This window comes from Massilia sp. CFBP 13721 (assembly GCF_014842025.1).
In the GTDB taxonomy this organism is placed as follows: domain Bacteria; phylum Pseudomonadota; class Gammaproteobacteria; order Burkholderiales; family Burkholderiaceae_D; genus Telluria.
This window is the reverse complement of the sequence record NZ_JACYUY010000012.1, coordinates 24,460-40,779: the sequence shown is the minus strand read 5'-3', so window position 1 is coordinate 40,779 and position 16,320 is coordinate 24,460. Positions and strand designations below refer to the sequence as shown.

18 protein-coding genes are annotated in these 16,320 nt (G+C 64.0%); 6 read left to right on the top strand and 12 right to left on the bottom strand.

Translation table 11 applies throughout. The features are described 5' to 3' along the window. Positions 1-17 precede the first annotated feature (17 nt). Together IFT60_RS13380 and IFT60_RS13375 are read left to right on the top strand one after the other, a co-directional pair. Positions 18-1,064 carry a histone deacetylase family protein gene (locus IFT60_RS13380; protein WP_192052469.1) on the top strand — a complete coding sequence of 349 codons (1,047 nt, stop codon included), beginning with the start codon at positions 18-20 and terminating at the stop codon, positions 1,062-1,064. 17 nt (positions 1,065-1,081) lie between these two features. After that, entirely contained in the window at positions 1,082-1,534 is a 453-nt protein-coding gene (locus tag IFT60_RS13375) for a GNAT family N-acetyltransferase (RefSeq protein ID WP_192052468.1), read from the top strand. A gap of 17 nt (positions 1,535-1,551) precedes the next feature. On the opposite strand, the gene IFT60_RS13370 is transcribed toward IFT60_RS13375, so the two are convergent. From IFT60_RS13370 to IFT60_RS13360, 3 genes are all read right to left on the bottom strand, one after another. Then, positions 1,552-2,850, bottom strand: coding sequence for an MFS family transporter (locus IFT60_RS13370; protein ID WP_192052467.1), 1,299 nt, complete (start codon positions 2,848-2,850; stop codon positions 1,552-1,554). A gap of 125 nt (positions 2,851-2,975) precedes the next feature. Next, positions 2,976-3,425 (bottom strand): FKBP-type peptidyl-prolyl cis-trans isomerase, encoded by a 450-nt coding sequence (locus IFT60_RS13365; RefSeq protein ID WP_192052466.1) that lies wholly within the window; start codon positions 3,423-3,425, stop codon positions 2,976-2,978. 91 nt (positions 3,426-3,516) lie between these two features. Further along, positions 3,517-5,394, bottom strand: coding sequence for a potassium transporter Kup (locus tag IFT60_RS13360; protein WP_192052465.1), 1,878 nt, complete (start codon positions 5,392-5,394; stop codon positions 3,517-3,519). A 167-nt stretch (positions 5,395-5,561) separates the two neighbouring features. Here IFT60_RS13360 and rarD point away from each other — a divergent pair, with 167 nt between their 5' ends. The 3 genes from rarD (at position 5,562) to IFT60_RS13345 (ending at position 8,914) form a co-directional block, all read left to right on the top strand. Next, complete coding sequence (rarD, locus tag IFT60_RS13355; RefSeq protein ID WP_192052464.1) at positions 5,562-6,452, top strand: EamA family transporter RarD; 891 nt, start codon at positions 5,562-5,564, stop codon at positions 6,450-6,452. A 65-nt stretch (positions 6,453-6,517) separates the two neighbouring features. Beyond that, a complete protein-coding gene (gene ettA, locus IFT60_RS13350) occupies positions 6,518-8,185 on the top strand; it encodes an energy-dependent translational throttle protein EttA (protein WP_192052463.1) in 1,668 nt (555 codons plus the stop codon). A 150-nt stretch (positions 8,186-8,335) separates the two neighbouring features. Then, positions 8,336-8,914: an REP-associated tyrosine transposase gene (locus IFT60_RS13345; protein ID WP_197986321.1), complete on the top strand. Its 579-nt coding sequence runs from the start codon at positions 8,336-8,338 to the stop codon at positions 8,912-8,914. A gap of 89 nt (positions 8,915-9,003) precedes the next feature. Here the strand turns inward: IFT60_RS13345 and IFT60_RS13340 are convergent, their stop codons facing one another. Together IFT60_RS13340 and IFT60_RS13335 are read right to left on the bottom strand one after the other, a co-directional pair. Next, positions 9,004-9,573, bottom strand: coding sequence for a porin family protein (locus IFT60_RS13340; protein WP_192052462.1), 570 nt, complete (start codon positions 9,571-9,573; stop codon positions 9,004-9,006). Between the two features lie 180 nt (positions 9,574-9,753). Beyond that, positions 9,754-10,350: an alpha-ketoglutarate-dependent dioxygenase AlkB family protein gene (locus IFT60_RS13335; RefSeq protein ID WP_192052461.1), complete on the bottom strand. Its 597-nt coding sequence runs from the start codon at positions 10,348-10,350 to the stop codon at positions 9,754-9,756. A 51-nt stretch (positions 10,351-10,401) separates the two neighbouring features. On the opposite strand from IFT60_RS13335, the gene IFT60_RS13330 reads away from it, so the two are divergent. Continuing rightward, positions 10,402-11,007, top strand: coding sequence for a putative pterin-binding protein (locus tag IFT60_RS13330; RefSeq protein ID WP_192052460.1), 606 nt, complete (start codon positions 10,402-10,404; stop codon positions 11,005-11,007). 4 nt (positions 11,008-11,011) lie between these two features. Here IFT60_RS13330 and IFT60_RS13325 read toward each other — a convergent pair whose 3' ends face one another. From IFT60_RS13325 to IFT60_RS13295, 7 genes are all read right to left on the bottom strand, one after another. Continuing rightward, entirely contained in the window at positions 11,012-11,374 is a 363-nt protein-coding gene (locus tag IFT60_RS13325) for a hypothetical protein (RefSeq protein WP_192052459.1), read from the bottom strand. A 124-nt stretch (positions 11,375-11,498) separates the two neighbouring features. Further along, complete coding sequence (locus IFT60_RS13320; RefSeq protein ID WP_192052458.1) at positions 11,499-11,876, bottom strand: MAPEG family protein; 378 nt, start codon at positions 11,874-11,876, stop codon at positions 11,499-11,501. Positions 11,877-11,907: 31 nt separating this feature from the next. Next, positions 11,908-12,741 carry a Rossmann-like and DUF2520 domain-containing protein gene (locus IFT60_RS13315; protein WP_192052457.1) on the bottom strand — a complete coding sequence of 278 codons (834 nt, stop codon included), beginning with the start codon at positions 12,739-12,741 and terminating at the stop codon, positions 11,908-11,910. After that, positions 12,741-13,319 carry a DUF924 family protein gene (locus IFT60_RS13310; RefSeq protein ID WP_192052456.1) on the bottom strand — a complete coding sequence of 193 codons (579 nt, stop codon included), beginning with the start codon at positions 13,317-13,319 and terminating at the stop codon, positions 12,741-12,743. Before IFT60_RS13310 ends, IFT60_RS13315 begins: the two co-directional genes overlap by 1 nt. Positions 13,320-13,349: 30 nt before the next feature. Further along, a complete protein-coding gene (locus IFT60_RS13305) occupies positions 13,350-14,093 on the bottom strand; it encodes an MgtC/SapB family protein (protein ID WP_192052455.1) in 744 nt (247 codons plus the stop codon). Between the two features lie 78 nt (positions 14,094-14,171). Further along, positions 14,172-14,435 carry a hypothetical protein gene (locus IFT60_RS13300; RefSeq protein WP_192052454.1) on the bottom strand — a complete coding sequence of 88 codons (264 nt, stop codon included), beginning with the start codon at positions 14,433-14,435 and terminating at the stop codon, positions 14,172-14,174. A gap of 2 nt (positions 14,436-14,437) precedes the next feature. Next, positions 14,438-16,267 (bottom strand): aminopeptidase P family protein, encoded by a 1,830-nt coding sequence (locus tag IFT60_RS13295; protein ID WP_374001115.1) that lies wholly within the window; start codon positions 16,265-16,267, stop codon positions 14,438-14,440. Between the last annotated feature and the right edge of the window lie 53 nt (positions 16,268-16,320).

Below are 16,320 nucleotides of genomic sequence, written 5' to 3'. Positions count from 1 at the left end.
GACCCGCTGGGGATGCCTTGCTCACCTTTTATAACGAACACCATGGCCAGCACCGCGCCCAGCTCGTGCAGACCCGGGCGTCGTTCGACCAGCCCGAGCGGGTGGCACTGGTATTGAAAGAGCTGCAGCGGCGTGGGCTGGGCGAGATCGTCACCCCGCACCGCGCGCCGCCGGTCTCGCTCGAACGCATCCATACGCCGCGTTATTTGCACTTCCTGCGCAGTGCCTGGAGCGAGTGGCTGGCGCTCGACCCGGCCAACGTTGACAAAGATGCGCAGGCGCTGAATTGGCCGGTGCGCGGCCTGCGCAGCGACGTCGAACCAAGCAGTGTCCTGGGTTGCCTCGGCCTGTATTCGACCGACGCCACGGCGCTCAGCGCCGGCACCTGGAACGCAGCCAGGACCGGCGCCGACTGCGCCATCAATGCGGCGCACGCGCTGCGCCTGGGCCAGCGCGGCAGTTTCGCACTGACCCGTCCTCCCGGCCACCATGCCGGCGCCGATTATTTCGGCGGCGGCTGTTTCCTGAACAACGCGGCGCTGGCGGCCCAGCACCTGCTCGACGATGGCCTGCAACGCGTCGCCATCCTCGACATCGATTACCACCACGGCAGCGGCACGCAAGCCATTTTTTATGGCCGTAGCGACGTCTTGACCATCTCGCTGCACGCCGACCCGCGCGTCGATTTCCCTTATTATCTGGGCCACGCCGACGAAACCGGCAGCGGCGAAGGCAGCGGCTACAACATGAACCTGGTGCTGGCGCGCGGCACGGGCGCCGCGCAATGGCTGGCGGCGCTGGAGACGGCCTGCCTGAAACTGGGCATGTTCGCGCCCGAAGCGCTGGTGGTGGCGCTCGGCGTGGGCGCGCGCGGCGACGATGCGGAGGCCGGCGCCAAGGCGGAATTCACGCTCAATGGCGCCGACTACCTGCGCATCGGCGAACGCATCGCCTGGCTCGGCTTGCCGACCGCCTTCGTGTTCGAGGGCGGGCAGGCGCACGCCGAACTCGGCATCCACACGGTCAACGTGCTCGAAGGTTTCGAGACGGCCGCTTATCTTTAAACACGAACGGATTCACAATGATCGAATGGCAATGGTGCAGCTTCGCCGACCTCTCGGGCGCGCAACTGTATGAAGTGCTGGCGCAGCGCCAGCAAGTGTTCATCCTCGAGCAGACCTGCCTGTACCCGGACATCGACGGCTACGACCTCGATGCCCACCACCTGCTCGGCTGGCGCGACATCGGCGGACGGCGCGTGCTGGTCGCCTACCTGCGCTGCCTGGCGCCGGGCGCCAAATACGACGAGATGTCGCTGGGGCGCATCCTGACCACGAACGACGTGCGCGGCTCGGGCGCCGGGCGCGAACTGGTCGCGCACGGCCTGCAGTACGCCGAACGGCTGCACCCGGGCCACCGCATCCGCATCGGCGCCCAGCAGCGCCTGGAAAATTTTTATCAAAGCTTCGGCTTCGAGACCGTCTCCGCGCCCTACGACGAAGACGGCATCCTACACATCGACATGCTGCGCTAAGGGATATACCTTAAGACTTAGCCTTTTAGCAGGCCCGACTTGCTCGGGTCGGGCATGCGCAGAGCGACGATAAAGGCGAGCGCGCACATGCCGCTGACGTACCAGTAAAAATTCTGCTCCACGCCAGCCTGCTTGAACCACAGGGCCACGTATTCGGCCGAACCGCCGAACAGCGCATTCGCCACCGCATACGAGACACCGACGCCCATCGCGCGCACTTCGACCGGGAACATCTCCGCCTTGATCAAGCCGCTGATCGAGGTGTACAGGCTGATGATCGCCAGTGCGCAGATGATCAACATGCCGGCCACCCAGGGGTTGGTGACGCCGTGCAGGGCCGACTCGATCGGCACCGTGCACAGGGTCGCCAGGGCGCCGAACCAGATCATCGCGGTACGGCGGCCGATGCGGTCCGACAGCGCGCCGAACAGCGGCTGCATGCCCATGTAGACCAGCAGCGCCCCCGTCATCACCGCGCTGGCGGTCCTGGTGTTCATGCCGGCCGTGTTGACCAGGTATTTCTGCATGTAGGTCGTGAACGTGTAAAAGATCAGCGAGCCGCCGGCGGTAAACCCGAGCACCGTGATGAAGGCACGCTTGTGTTTCATGAGGCCGGCCAGGCTGCCCGCTTCCTTGCGGCTGCGATCGGAGGCGGTGGTGGTTTCGGTCAGCGAACGGCGCAGGTACAGGGACACGATCGCGGCGGCGGCGCCGCACACGAACGGGATGCGCCAGCCCCAGGCGCGCAGTTCGGCTTCGGTCAGGAGCTGCTGCAGGATCACCAGCACCAAGAGCGCCAGCAACTGGCCGCCGATCAGCGTCACGTACTGGAACGAGGCGAAGAAACCGCGCCGTCCCGGCAGCGCCACTTCGCTCATGTAGGTGGCGCTGGTGCCGTACTCGCCGCCGACCGACAGCCCCTGGAACAGGCGCGCCAGCAGCAGCAGCGCCGGCGCCGCGGTGCCGATCTGCGCATAGGTCGGCAGCATGGCGATCATCAGCGAGCCGCCGCACATCATCAGCACCGAGATCATCATCGAATTCTTGCGGCCGTACTTGTCGGCGATGCGGCCGAACATCCAGCCGCCGATGGGACGCATCAGGAAGCCGGCGGCAAAGATGCCGGCGGTGTTCAGCAGTTGGGTGGTTGGATTCCCGGATGGGAAAAAGGCCGCGGAAAAATACAGGGCGCAGAAAGAATAAATATAAAAGTCGAACCATTCGACCAGGTTGCCCGAGGAGGCGCCGACGATGGCCATGACGCGCTGGCGTGGTGTCAGTTCCTCGATTTCGGTTTTAGTAAGGTGTTCCGCCATGTTGTATTGCTCCGATGTGTTTACGCAAACGGGCGACCGTTGTGGTCGCCCGTTTCACATCGTACCCAATCCGGGTAATTCGCGGCGTCCCCCACGCCGGCAGGCGCTGGCGGACAGGGGACGCTTTATTCCACCTTGGTCAGCTCCACCTCGAACAGCAGGCCTGCATTCGGCGGGATCGGGCCGCGGCCGGAACTGCCGTAGGCGAGGCTCGATGGAATCGCCAGGGTGCGCTTGCCGCCCACCTTCATGCCGGCCACGCCCTGGTCCCAGCCGGCGATGACGGCGCCGGTGCCGAGCACGAAGCCGAAGCCGGTGCTATTGCTCTCGAACTGGGGACCCTTGTGGTCGGCGGCGCTGGCACTGTAGTACCAGCCGGTGTAATTGACGGTGACCTTCTTGCCGTTGGTGGCGGTCGCGCCGCTGCCGACGACGCTGTCGGTGACCACCAGCGTGGCCGGGTTGCTGACGGCAATCGCCGGCGCGCTGTCGCCGCCGCCGCCACCACCGCAGGCGCTCAGGCTGAGGACGGCGGCGCAGCAGGCCGCCAGCAGGGAAAGTTTAACTTGTTGCATGGGAACTCGCGGAAAATGTGTTTAAGAGGAAACACAGTACCTTACCGCAGGCCTCCACGCCAGACTGTCCGCTTTTTGTCGGGCAGATGTATCAGATTTCGACTTGTGTACCGAGTTCGATGACGCGGTTCGGCGGGATCTGGTAATAGTCGGCGGCGCCGCGCGCATTTCTCGACATCGCCACGAACAGGTGTTCGCGCCACGGCATCATGCCGCCGCCCGGCGCTGAGATCACGGTCTGGCGCGCGATGAAGAACGAGGTTTCCATCATCTCGAACGGCAATCCCAGCGTCGCGCAATGGCGCATGATGCCCGGGATGTCCGGCTCGTCCTTGAAGCCATAGTGGATGTTCAGCTGGTAGCAGTTGTGCCCGAGTTCGACCATCTCCACCTGCTCGGCGGGCGCCACCCAGGGTTCTTCCTTGATGCGCACGGTGAGGAACACGACGCGCTCGTGCAGCACCTTGTTGTGCAGCAGGTTGTGCAGCAGCGCATGCGGCACGCCATCGCTTTCTCCGCGCAGGAAAATCGCGGTGCCGGGCACGCGCGTCGGCGGTCCGACGAACAGCGACTGCAAGAAGGCGTCGAGCGGGATCGCATGCCGTTCCAGGTTTTCGAACACCAGTTCGCGGCCGCGCTTCCAGGTCAGCATGCCGGTCAACAGCACCGAACCGAGCAGCAACGGGAACCAGCCGCCATGGAACAGTTTGAGTGTCGTCGACGAGAACAGCATGATGTCGATCACCAGGAAAAAGCCGGTCGCGCCGATGCACAGCACCAGCGGCAGCTGCCAGCGGTAGCGCGTGACGAAAAAGGTCAATATCGTGGTCGCCATCATGGTGGCAGTGACGGCGATGCCGTAGGCGCCGGCCAGTTCTTCGGAGGAACCGAAGCCGATCACGGCGATCAGCACCACGCCCAATTGCAGCCAGTTCACGGCCGGAATATAAATCTGGCCGATCTCGCTTTCCGACGTGTGCAGGATGCGCATGCGCGGCAGCAGGCCAAGGGCAACGGCCTGCTTGGTCATGGAGTAGGTGCCGGAAATCGTCGCCTGCGAGGCGATCACCGCCGCCATGGTCGAGAGGATCACCAGCGGGATCACGCTCCAGCTGCCGAGCTGGTGGAAGAAGGGGTTGTCGATCGCGGTCGGGTCGGCGATCAGCAAGCCGCCCTGCCCCAGGTAATTCAGGGTCAGCGCCGGGAAGGCGATCATGAACCAGGCCAGGCGGATCGGCTTCTTGCCGAAGTGGCCCATGTCGGCATATAAGGCTTCGGCGCCGGTCACGGCCAGCACCACCGCGCCAAGGGCGACAAAGGCGAGGAATTCGTTGTGCAGCATGAAGTCCAGCGCGTACCACGGATTGAGGGCATTCAGGATCGCCGGGGTTTCGATGATGTTGACGATGCCCATCGCCGCCAGGCTGATGAACCAGACCAGCATCACTGGCCCGAAGAAACGGCCGATGCCGGCCGTGCCATGGCGCTGCACGCTGTACAAGGCCACCAGCACCACGATGGTCAGCGGCACCACGTAATGCGACATGCCGGGCGCCGCCACTTCCAGGCCCTCGATCGCACCGAGCACGGAGATGGCCGGCGTGATCACGCTGTCGCCATAGAACATGGTGGCGCCGAGCACGCCGATCACCAGCAATGGAAAATGCCATCTCGAATGGCGGGTGACGGAATTCAGGGCCAGCGCCATCAGCGCCATGATGCCGCCCTCGCCGCGGTTGTCGGCGCGCAGCACCAGGGTGACGTATTTCAGCGAGACGATGATCGTCAGGCTCCAGAAAATCAGCGAAATGATGCCGAGGATATTCGAACTGGTCAGCGGCAAGCCGTGCTCGGGGTCGAAGATCGCACGCAGGGTATATAAAGGGCTGGTACCGATGTCGCCGTAGACGATGCCGACCGCGGACAGGGTCAGCGCGGCGATGCTGCTCTTCTTGTTTTCAGCCGTCAAAATTGCACCATTTTTTCTGTTTTGGTGCGGCGCACCATAAAATAACGACAAGAAAATTGCAAGAACATTTCGTCAGGCATCATACACCGCCATAAAAAGGGGCAGCGCCTGCAGGGATCGGCCGCATCGGGGATAATGTCAGCCCTGCAATCCCTTCCTCTTTCCCCATGCGTACCGGCATCATTTCCGCCGCCCTGGCCTTCCTGTGCTGGGGTTTGTTTCCTCTCTATTTCCACGCCATTAGCGAGGTGCCGGCGCTGCAGATCCTGGCCAACCGCATGCTGTGGTCGCTTGCCTTCCTGTTGATCGTGCTGGCGCTGCGCAGGCAATGGGGGTGGCTCGAGCAAGTGCGCCAGCCGCGCGTATTCTGGAGTTTTGCGGGCTCCGCCGTGCTGCTGGGCGCCAACTGGCTGCTGTATATCTGGGCCGTCAACAATGGCCACGTGATCGACGCCAGCCTTGGCTATTTCATCACACCGCTGGTCAACATCATGTTCGGCTTTCTCATCCTGAAGGAGCGCCTGCGGCCGTTCCAGTGGGGCGTGATCGGACTGGCCGCCCTCGGCGTTGCCTGGCTAACCTGGCAAGCCGGCAGCGTGCCCTGGATCGCCCTGTTCCTGGCGGCGACCTTCGGCGCCTACGGCTTGCTGCGCAAGACCGCCGCGCTCGGCGCTTTGGAGGGTTTGTCGTTCGAGACCATGGTGCTGTTCCCGCTGGCGGCCGCCTATATCGGCTGGCTGACCCTGCATGGCGACAACGCTTTCATGAACACAGCTTCCAGCAGCACGCGCTGGCTGCTGGTGGCGTCCGGTCCGATCACGGCAATCCCGCTGCTGCTGTTCGCCAGCGGTGCGCGCCAGATTCCGCTGTCGATCCTCGGCTTGCTGCAATACCTGGCGCCGACGATTCAATTTTTGCTGGGCGTGCTGCTGTTCCGGGAAGCGTTTACAGCTGACCGCCTGGTCGGCTTCGCCCTGATCTGGACGGCGCTGGCGCTGTTTGCCGGCGAGGGACTGCTGCGGCGCGGGCGCGGTGAGCCCGCAGTGAAAGTTTCGTGATGGGGGTGCCCGCGGGCGCGCTTCTATCGTATCCTTTGCACCTTGATTTTCTACAGAATTGAATAATGGCCAATTACGTCTATACCATGAACCGCGTGGGCAAAATCGTCCCACCGAAGCGGCAGATCCTGAAGGATATTTCGCTGTCCTTCTTCCCGGGCGCGAAGATCGGCGTGCTGGGCTTGAACGGCTCAGGTAAATCGACCCTGCTGAAAATCATGGCAGGCATCGATACCGACATCCAGGGCGAAGCGCGTCCGATGCCGGGCCTGAACATCGGCTACCTGCCGCAGGAACCGCAACTCGATCCGGAAAAAACCGTGCGCCAGGAAGTCGAGTCGGGCCTGGGCGAAGCCTTCGAGGCGCAAGCCAAGCTGGAAGCCGTGTACGCCGCCTACGCCGAAGAAGACGCGGATTTCGACGCACTGGCGAAAGAGCAGGAACGCCTGGAAGCGATCATCTCCTCCTCCGACGGCGGCAATTTGAACCTGCAGCTGGAAATGGCCGCCGATGCGCTGCGCCTGCCGCCCTGGGATGCCAAGATCGCTGTCCTGTCCGGTGGCGAAAAGCGTCGCGTGGCGCTATGCAAACTGCTGCTGAGTAAACCGGACATGCTGCTGCTCGACGAACCAACCAACCACCTGGACGCCGAGTCCGTGGAATGGCTGGAACAGTTCCTGCTGCGCTTCCCGGGCACCGTGGTCGGCATCACCCACGACCGCTACTTCCTCGACAATGCCGCCGAATGGATCCTGGAACTGGACCGCGGTTCGGGCATTCCATGGAAGGGCAACTACTCGTCGTGGCTGGATCAGAAACAGGCGCGTCTGAAACAGGAAGAATCGACCGAATCGGCACGCCAGAAGGCGCTGCAGAAGGAACTCGAATGGTCGCGCCAGAATCCGAAAGCCCGCCAGGCCAAGTCGAAGGCACGCCTGGCGCGCTTCAACGAACTGAGCGAATTCGAATACCAGAAGCGCAACGAAACCCAGGAGATTTTCATCCCTGTGGCCGAGCGCCTCGGCAATGAAGTCATCGAGTTCAAGAATGTCTCGAAAGCGTTCGGCGACCGCCTGCTGCTCGACAACGTCTCGTTCACGGTACCGCCGGGCGCGATCGTCGGCATCATCGGCCCGAACGGCGCCGGTAAATCGACGCTGTTCAAGATGATTGCCGGTAAAGAGCAGCCGGACAGTGGCGAAGTCGCGATCGGCAAGACCGCGCGCATTTCGCTGGTCGACCAGCACCGCGACGAACTGGCGAACAATAAGTCGGTGTTCGAAGACGTCACCGCCGGCGCCGACATGCTCAGCGTCGGCCGCTTCGAAATGCCGTCGCGCGCCTATCTCGGCCGTTTCAACTTCAAAGGTTCGGACCAACAGAAAATCGTCGGCAACCTCTCGGGTGGCGAACGCGGCCGCCTGCACCTGGCGAAAACCCTGCTACAAGGCGGCAACGTCCTGCTGCTCGATGAACCGTCGAACGACCTCGACGTGGAAACCCTGCGCGCGCTGGAAGACGCCCTGCTCGAATTCGCCGGCAGCGTGATGGTGATCTCGCACGACCGCTGGTTCCTGGACCGCATCGCGACCCACATCCTCGCCTTCGAGGGCAATTCACAAGTCACTTTCTTCGATGGTAACTATCAGGAATACGAAGCGGACAAGAAGAAGCGCCTGGGTGAAGAAGGCGCCAAACCGAAGCGGATTCGTTACAAGCCGCTGACGACCTGATCGCCGTCTGAAGCACGAGGGCCCGGCTTTGCCGGGCTTTTTTTTGCTTAAAATTTATGCGCGGAAACGTAACGCGGCAGTGAGCGGCAGTGTGTAGAATCGAGCGCCGATGAGGCTTATCGTTCCCGCCTCCCATTTGCGCCAATCGACATGGCGACCACCATCGATCGGCACACTTTGCCCATGACCGACTACCGCGATAACCGGGTCCCCGGTGGGACCTTTTTCTTCACGGTTCGCCTGCTGGACCGTGGCAGTTCCTTGTTGACGGACCACATTTCCGCCTTCGCCGATGCGATCCGCCAGGCGCGCGTGCGCAAACCCTTCCATGTCGATGGCTGGGTGGTGCTACCAGACCACGCCCACGCGATGTGGACACTGCCGCCGGGCGACCACGACTGTTCCAGCCGCTGGCGCGCCGTCAAGATTGCCTTCTCTAAAGCCTTGCGCAAGTCGCTCGGTGCGGCAAGCGACGATGGCGCGATCTGGGCGCGTCAGTACCAGGAATTTCGCGTGGCCGACGATGCCGAATATGCTTCCCTGATCGACTACATGCACACCAATCCGGTGCGCCATGGCCTGTGCGCGAGCGCGCACGACTGGCCGTGGTCGTCGGTACACCGGTTTGTTTCCGCAGGTTTAAGTGCGCCGCAGGTGGAGACGCCGCCCGTGTTGCCGCCCTGGTCGATGGGACGCGGTGGCGTCACAGGCGCCGCGCCAGCGCTATAAGGCCAAACGGGCTGCAACCGGCCCACGCATCCTCCAATACAAAAAGGGCCCGCAGGCCCTTTTTGTCGTTACTTCAGCGAAGTCCCAGATTAGAACTGGTACTTGGCGCCGATGGTGAAGACGTCCGGCTTCGGACCGAAGTCTTTCTTGGTGCCGTAACGCTCGTACTCGGCCAGCAGTGCGACTTGATCGGTCACCTTGTACTGCATGCCGAGGGCGCCGTAGCCGGCGTTGTCGCTGACCTTGCGGTTCAGGCCAGCGGTAGCCGAGGTCTGCTCGTTGCTGGTGTGGGCCACGCCCAGCTTGGCGTAGACCGATGCCTGGTCATTGAAGTTCTTGCTGGCCTTGGCGGCGATGTAGGCGCCGTAGCCTTCGTTCTCGGTGTTGACGTTCACGCCGTTGCGCGTGTAGTTGCCGCCTGCCTTGCGGAAGTCGGTGTAGCCGATTTCGGCGCCGAAGTTTTCGTGCACTTGCGCGCCGGCGAAGACCTTGCCGCCGAACTTGTAGCCGCCATTGTTATTCATGGTGGCGCCCGGGACGTTGTACTCGCGGTCGGCGCCGGAAGCACCGATACCGACATACGGACCGGTAATGGTCTGGGCTTGAGCAGCGGTCATGACAGCGGAGCCTGCGATCAGTGCAAAGATGAGCTTTTTCATACGACAATCCTTTTCACGTTTTAGTCTGGCTCGCAATTCATCGTGAATCGCGATGTGTCCAAGATAGCATCATGAAAAGCGCACACCCATGCCAATCAGGTAAGAACTGTAATCAAATGTAACATAACTGACTTACGGTTCAGTTATTTTTACACCAGTCCGGTGCTTGCATTTAGCAACTTAGACGATGTACCGAAAGGTACAATTCACCCGTTCTCCGAGGGAGCGCGTCGACTTGTTGATGCCGTGGAGCCAATGTTTTTGTAACTGGCCGCTCATCAATAACAAACTGCCATCTTCCAGAGGTAAGCGAACCGTCTGTTTGTTGTTTTTATGCCTCAAAACAAACGTACGCGCCGTGCCATAGCTGAGCGACGCGATGACCGGGTCGTCACCGAGTTCCGCTTCATCGTCGCTGTGCATGCCCATGCTGTCGCGCTCGTTGCGGTAGCGGTTCAGCAGCACGCTGTTAAAACGGTGTCCGCACGCGGCCTCGACGGCAGCGCGCAATTCCAGCAACAGCGCCGTCCACGGCAAGGGTTCCAGGCGCAGGCCGGAATAGGTATAGCTGGCGTCGCCGTACCAGGCCGTCAGGCGCGGTTGCAGGTGGCGCTTGCCGTAGACGACGACGCTTTCCGCGCGCCATGGTGTTTCCGCCAGCAGGCGCGCCAGGATGGCGGCGTTCGATAGCGGCAGCGCGAGTTGCGGCAGCAGCGCCAGTTCGCCATCCATGATGGGGATCGGCACGAGCGTGCCGGGGGTGTCGAATAGATCCATAAGACAATCAAGCGTTTATCATGGGCGGATCCCATGATTGAGAATTGTCGCATGAACAAACGTGACTTCCTCGGCGCCGCGCTCGCCGCCGGCGCCCTGCCTGCCGCCACGGCGTCCGCAGCTAAGGAGCCAGCCTGTACGACAGCGGCCGGCCCCGCCCTGCTGACCATCAGCGGCGCCATCCGCCGCCCGAACCGCGGCGCGCTCGATGGCGCGCTCGACCAGATGATGGCCAAGCACAAGCTGGCATTTACGCAAGCGCGGGCGCTCGACTTCGCGGCACTGGCGCGGTTGCCGGCGCGCTCGATCCGCCCCACGCTCGAATACGACGGCAAGCCGCATGGGTTGCGCGGTCCATTGCTGTTTGAGGTACTGGCGCTGGCCGGCGCACCTACCCGGCCGGATACGCGCATCACCCTGCGCGCGGTCGACGGCTATGCGGCGACCATCACGCTGCGCCAGGCACGCGCCCAGGGTTTTATTGTCGCCACCCACCTCGACGGGCAGCCGATGGCGCTCGGGGGCCTGGGACCGCTATGGGCGATTTATGACGCCGACCGGGTGCCGGAGATGGCGGCGCAGCCGCTGGCCGCGCGTTTTGGCAGTTGTCCATGGGCGCTATATCACATCGACGTGCAGGCAAGGCCGGGCGCTTGACAACTCAGGCGTAGGCTTCCGCCATGCTCATCACACGCCGGGCGACGCTGATGCCGAGCTTACTGAACAGACTGTCGAGGGCGGCCAGGTTGGCGCTGCACTCGTCGGCCTTCCAGCCTTTGAAGACGTCGGTACCGTCTTTTTCGAAATGCAGGTCGAGCACGCGGCCACCGTCGCGGTGCGTGTATTTCTTCTGGTAACTGCCCTTGAAGCCGAGCTCGGCCAATGCGGCAAGCAGCGCCTGCGGCGGATTGTCGGGATCGGTGGCCAGGTAGACCCCAAAGGTTTTACCGGGCGGCTTGGCGGCGAGGTCGACTTCGTAAATACCCGGCGCCTTCATGACTGCGGTACTTTTCAGAAAGAGCATGCTGCCTCCTGCGCATCGGACCGGCCCGGGCGCGACGCGCACCAGTCACCGGCATGATGGATTCAACCGCCAAGCTTATTGCCGATTAAGAACTCTGTCGATTCCTCAATGCACATAATTTGCTCTACTGCATTAATAAACCGACGACGGTGCCACCAATTAACAACGCACTTGCCACCATGCCAAGGACAAAACCGAGTTCGCGCTGCGCCGGATCGCGGTAATAGCCGAGCGCGTACGCAATGCGGGCGCCACACCACAGCAAGCCGCCGGCAGCCGCCCAGACATCACCGAGGTACGTGGCGCACAGCCACAAGGGCACGATCACGATCGGCAACTGTTCCAGCGTATTGATGTGTACCCGCTGCGCGCTCTGGAAGGCGGCGGGACCATCCATCGATGGCGCCGGCACCTTGTACTTGACGCGCGCATAGCCGGCCATCACGCCGGTCCAGAAATACACCCCGAGAACGGCCAGCATGGCCCAGGCGGTCAACAACATCGGTACTCCTCAATAAATGATCCGGGACGCATCAGGGCGCGCCGCGCCGCTTGCGTTCGGCCAGCGCGGTGGTGGCGTCGACCAGGGCCGCGTACAGGTCCGCCGTCGGGGCATCCCAACCCTGCAGCGCCGCCTGCTGGCGCGCCACCGTCGCCATGTCGCCACGCGCGACCGGCCCGCTGAGGGCGGCGGGTGCCCCGAGCCGGAATACATTATTGAGCGTTTCACCCGCGAGCGGCCGCGCCAGCTCGCGCGCAACCTCGGGCGGCACCCCGGCCGCGGCATAGGCGCGCAGGGCGGCGTCGAGCACTGTCACCAGGTAGTTCGAGGCGAACACCGAGGCGGCGTGGTAGACCGTCTTGGCGGCGGGGTCGATGGCGACCAGGCGCGCCCCGATTGCCTCGAAGGCGGGCGTCAACAGCGCCAGCGCCTGCGGATCGCCTTCGATGCCGCACCAGGTGCCGTCGAAAGCGGCGGCGACGGCGTGCGGATCGGCGAAGCTGCGTACCGGGTGGATGCTCGCCACCCGCGCGCCGCGGCTGCCTGCCGCCAGCAGTTCATCGGACGCCTTGGCGCCGCTGCAGTGAAACACGGTGGCGCCGCCCAACAGGCCGGCCGCCGCCAGCGCGGCGCAAGTGCCGGCGATCTGGTCGTCGCCGACGGCCAGCATCCAGACCTCGGCCGGGCGCAATTCGGACAGCTGCGCCAGCGCGCGCCCGGCGCCGATGAAAGCGACGGCATCTTCGGCACTGGCAGCGGAGCGCGTCAGCACGTCCTGGACCGCGAACACGCCGTGCGCATGGAACAGGCGGCCGAGGGTGCGCCCGACGTGGCCGGCGCCGACGAGGTTGAGCGTGGGGGCCATCAGAACCCGGCGCCGGGCTGCGCCAGGTATTGCAGTTCGTCGGCGCTGGAGGCGCGGCCAAGAATCGGATTGCGGTGCGGGAAGCGGCCGAAGCGCGCGATCACGCCGCGGTGGCGGTGCGCATAGTCGAGCATCTCGCCGAACCCTTCATGTTCAGCCGCCAAACACGCGAACAGGTCGACCGCGCATTGCTGCATGCGCGCGTCTTCCGCGTGCTCGTAGGGCATGTAGACAAAGGCGCGCTGGAACGGCGCCAGCTGGCGGTCGGCGCCGCTGTCGACCAGGGATTGCGCGGCCAGCAGCGCCAGCGTGTCGCCCATAAACGCTTCGGGCGTGTCGCGGTGGGCATTGCGGGTGAACTGGTCGAGCACCAGGATGCGTGCCAGCGCCCCTTGCGGCCCTTCCATGTCCCACTCGCGCAAGCCGCCGGCGACCGCCTGCCCGATCAGGCTGCCGAAGCGGTCGCGGATCTGCGCATCGAAGGCGGCATCCTTGCGAAACCATGCGGGGCGCGCCTGGCCGTAGCCGGGATCCTCAGGCGGCAGGAACCAGAAATCGAGAACATCTTGAGCCTTCATGCGTACTACCCCAGTCATTGATTATTTTAGTTAGTTACGTGCGTGCGAGAGTTGAAACCCTTCGACGCCTTCGGACGCCGCCAGTTCGGCCGCCAGTTCGGTGAGCGTGGCGCGGTTGTGGCGCGACAGGGCGATGGCGACAAAACGCCATTCCTGGCGCCGGTTGCTGCTGGAGACCGTCAGCGAGCTGCCGGCGATCTGGTAGCCGCGTTCGAGGGCCGCTGCGCGCAATGCGTCTTCGCGCGGCAGGTAATCCTCGCGAAAGCGCAGCGTGACGGCCACCGCGCGGCGCGACGGCAGCACCGCCTCGACGCGGTTCAGGTAAATCATGATCATGGCCGAAAAGAAGGCGAGGCCCATCGCGGCCAGGTAAAAGCCGACGCCGACCAGGATGCCGATCACCGACGAGCTCCAGATCGAGGCGGCGGTGGTCAAGCCGCTGATATTGAAACCTTCGCGCATGATGACGCCGGCGCCAAGGAAGCCGATGCCGGTCACCACGCCCTGCATCACCCGGGTCGGGTCGACCACGCCGATGGCGCCGACCTGGCCGCCGAACCACATCTCCGGATAGCCGCTGACGATGGTCAGCGCGCACGACGCCATGCACACCAGGCCATAGGTACGCATGCCGGCCGCGCGCCCGTGATACGAGCGCTCGTAACCGACCAGCAGGCCGAGGAAGAGCGAGCCGGCCAGGTGCAGCAGGATCACGGCATTGGTCGCGATCTCGGTCGGCGACCAGTACGGCATCAAAAAATCATGGTTCGTCATGGCGGACTTTATAAGACTGCGACAGCTGCGGACCGCCTCGGGGTTTTACTTTCTCGGTCTCGATTTTGCTCAGGCTTGCTACTCGGGTTTTTTCTTGACCAGCTGCTTCTCGAAAGCGATGTCGTTCTTGGTCATGCGCCGGATTTCCTGCGGTCCGAGGCCGTTGACGAAGGCGACGAATTCGTCGAGTTCGAGCGGTTCGCACAGCGGCGGCGAACCCGGCATCTCGGACAAATAAAAGCCGCCGCTGGCGGTGCGGGCCATCGAATAACCGGTCTGCCCGGTACGGCGTTTCAGCCGTTCGATGGCGGAGCTGGCGCGGGTGGAGCGGGAAGAAGCCATGATCAAATCGCTTTCGTGCGCAGTTCGAGCCAGGCGCGGGCGCTGCCGTCCACATGCGGCAGCAGGCGCGCGCGTACCTGCGCGTGGTAGTCGTTGAGCCACTCGACTTCGTGCGGCTGCAGCAGGGTCATGTCGAGGCAGCGCGTATCGATCGGGCACAGGGTCAGCGTCTCGAAGCGCAGGAACTCGCCGAATTCGCCCGCTTTTCCGTCCCCCTCCGCAGGCACGTTCAGCACCAGGTTCTCGATGCGGATGCCCCAGCGCCCCGGCTTGTAGATGCCCGGCTCGATCGAGGTGATCATGCCCGGCTCCATCGCCGTGTGCGGATCGGGAGAGGCGCTCGGCGAAATCACTTGCGGGCCTTCGTGCACGTTCATGAAGTAACCGACGCCGTGACCGGTGCCGTGGCCGTAGTCGACGCCGGCCGCCCAGATCGGCGCGCGCGCAATCGCGTCGAGCATCGGCGAGCGGGTGCCGCGCGGGAAGTGGGCCTGCGACAGCGCCATCATCCCTTTCAGCACGAGCGTAAAGTCGCGCCGGTGCGCGTCCGTGATCTGCCCCACCGGGACCACGCGCGTGATGTCGGTGGTGCCGCCCAGGTACTGGCCGCCGGAGTCGATCAGGAGCAGGCCATCGCCTTCGATCAGCGCATGCGATTCGCGCGAGGCGCGGTAATGCATGATCGCGCCGTTGGCGTTGAAGCCGGCGATGGTATTGAAACTGGGGCTGACGAAGTGCGGACGGCGCGCACGCGCGGCCGTGATCTGCTCGTCGATGGTCAGTTCCGTCAGCGGCGCGCGCTGCGGGTTGGCCAATTCTCCTTCCAGCCAGGCGAAGAATTCGCACAGGGCGGCGCCATCCTGCTCCATCGTCGTGCGCACGTGCGCCGCTTCGGCATCGCTCTTGCGCGACTTGGCGAAGGTGGTCGGGTTGATCGCTTCCACGATGTTGACGCCGTCGGCCACCGCCGCGCGCATGCCGGCCGTGATCCGGCGCGGGTCGAGCAGCAGGGTACTGGCGGCCGGCAGCGCCGCCAGCGCATCCGCGGCTTGCGCATACGGCGCCAGGCGCACGCCGTCTTCGCGCAGGCGCGCCTGCAGTTCCGGCGAGGCCTTGCCTTCGGCGACGAACAGGGTCGCGCCATCGCGCTCGATCAGCGCGTGCGCCACGAACACCGGATTGAAACTGACGTCGGCGCCGCGCAGGTTGAACAGGTAGGCGATGTCGTCGAGCGTCGAAATAAAATGGCGCTCGGCGCCGAGGGCGGCCATCGCCGCGCGCGTGGCCGCCAGTTTATCCGCGCGCGCCAGCGTCGCATGCGGCGCCGCGTGTTCGTAGAGCGCTTCCGTCGGCAAGCCGGGACGGTCGGCCCAGATGGTGTCGAGCAGGTCGATATCGGTGCGCAGGGTGACGCCACGCGCGCTGAGGGCATCGTTCAGCAGGCGCGCCACGGCCAGGCCGAGCACGCGCGCATCGACCGCCACCGTCTGGCCGGGCTGCATGTTGGCTGCCAGCCAGTCAATGTGCAGCAGGCTGGCGCCCGACGGGATTTTCATCAGCGCGATGCCGGTACCGGCCAGCTCCGTTTCGGCTTGCGTGTAGTAGCGGCCATCGGTCCAGACGCCGGCAAATTCCGCAGTGGCGATGAAGGTGCCGACCGAGCCGGTGAACCCGGAGATCCACTCGCGGCCCTGCCAGCGGCGCGGCAGGTATTCGGACAGGTGGGGGTCGCTCGACGGCACGATGCAGGCGTCGATGCCGTGGTGCGCCATGGCGGCGCGCAGCTGTTGCAGGCGCTCGGCGCGGGGGGATGAATTGGATTGATTAGGCATGCCTAATATCATACCCCCAACGAACCATCACACGCGAGCCGATAAGGTCGTGC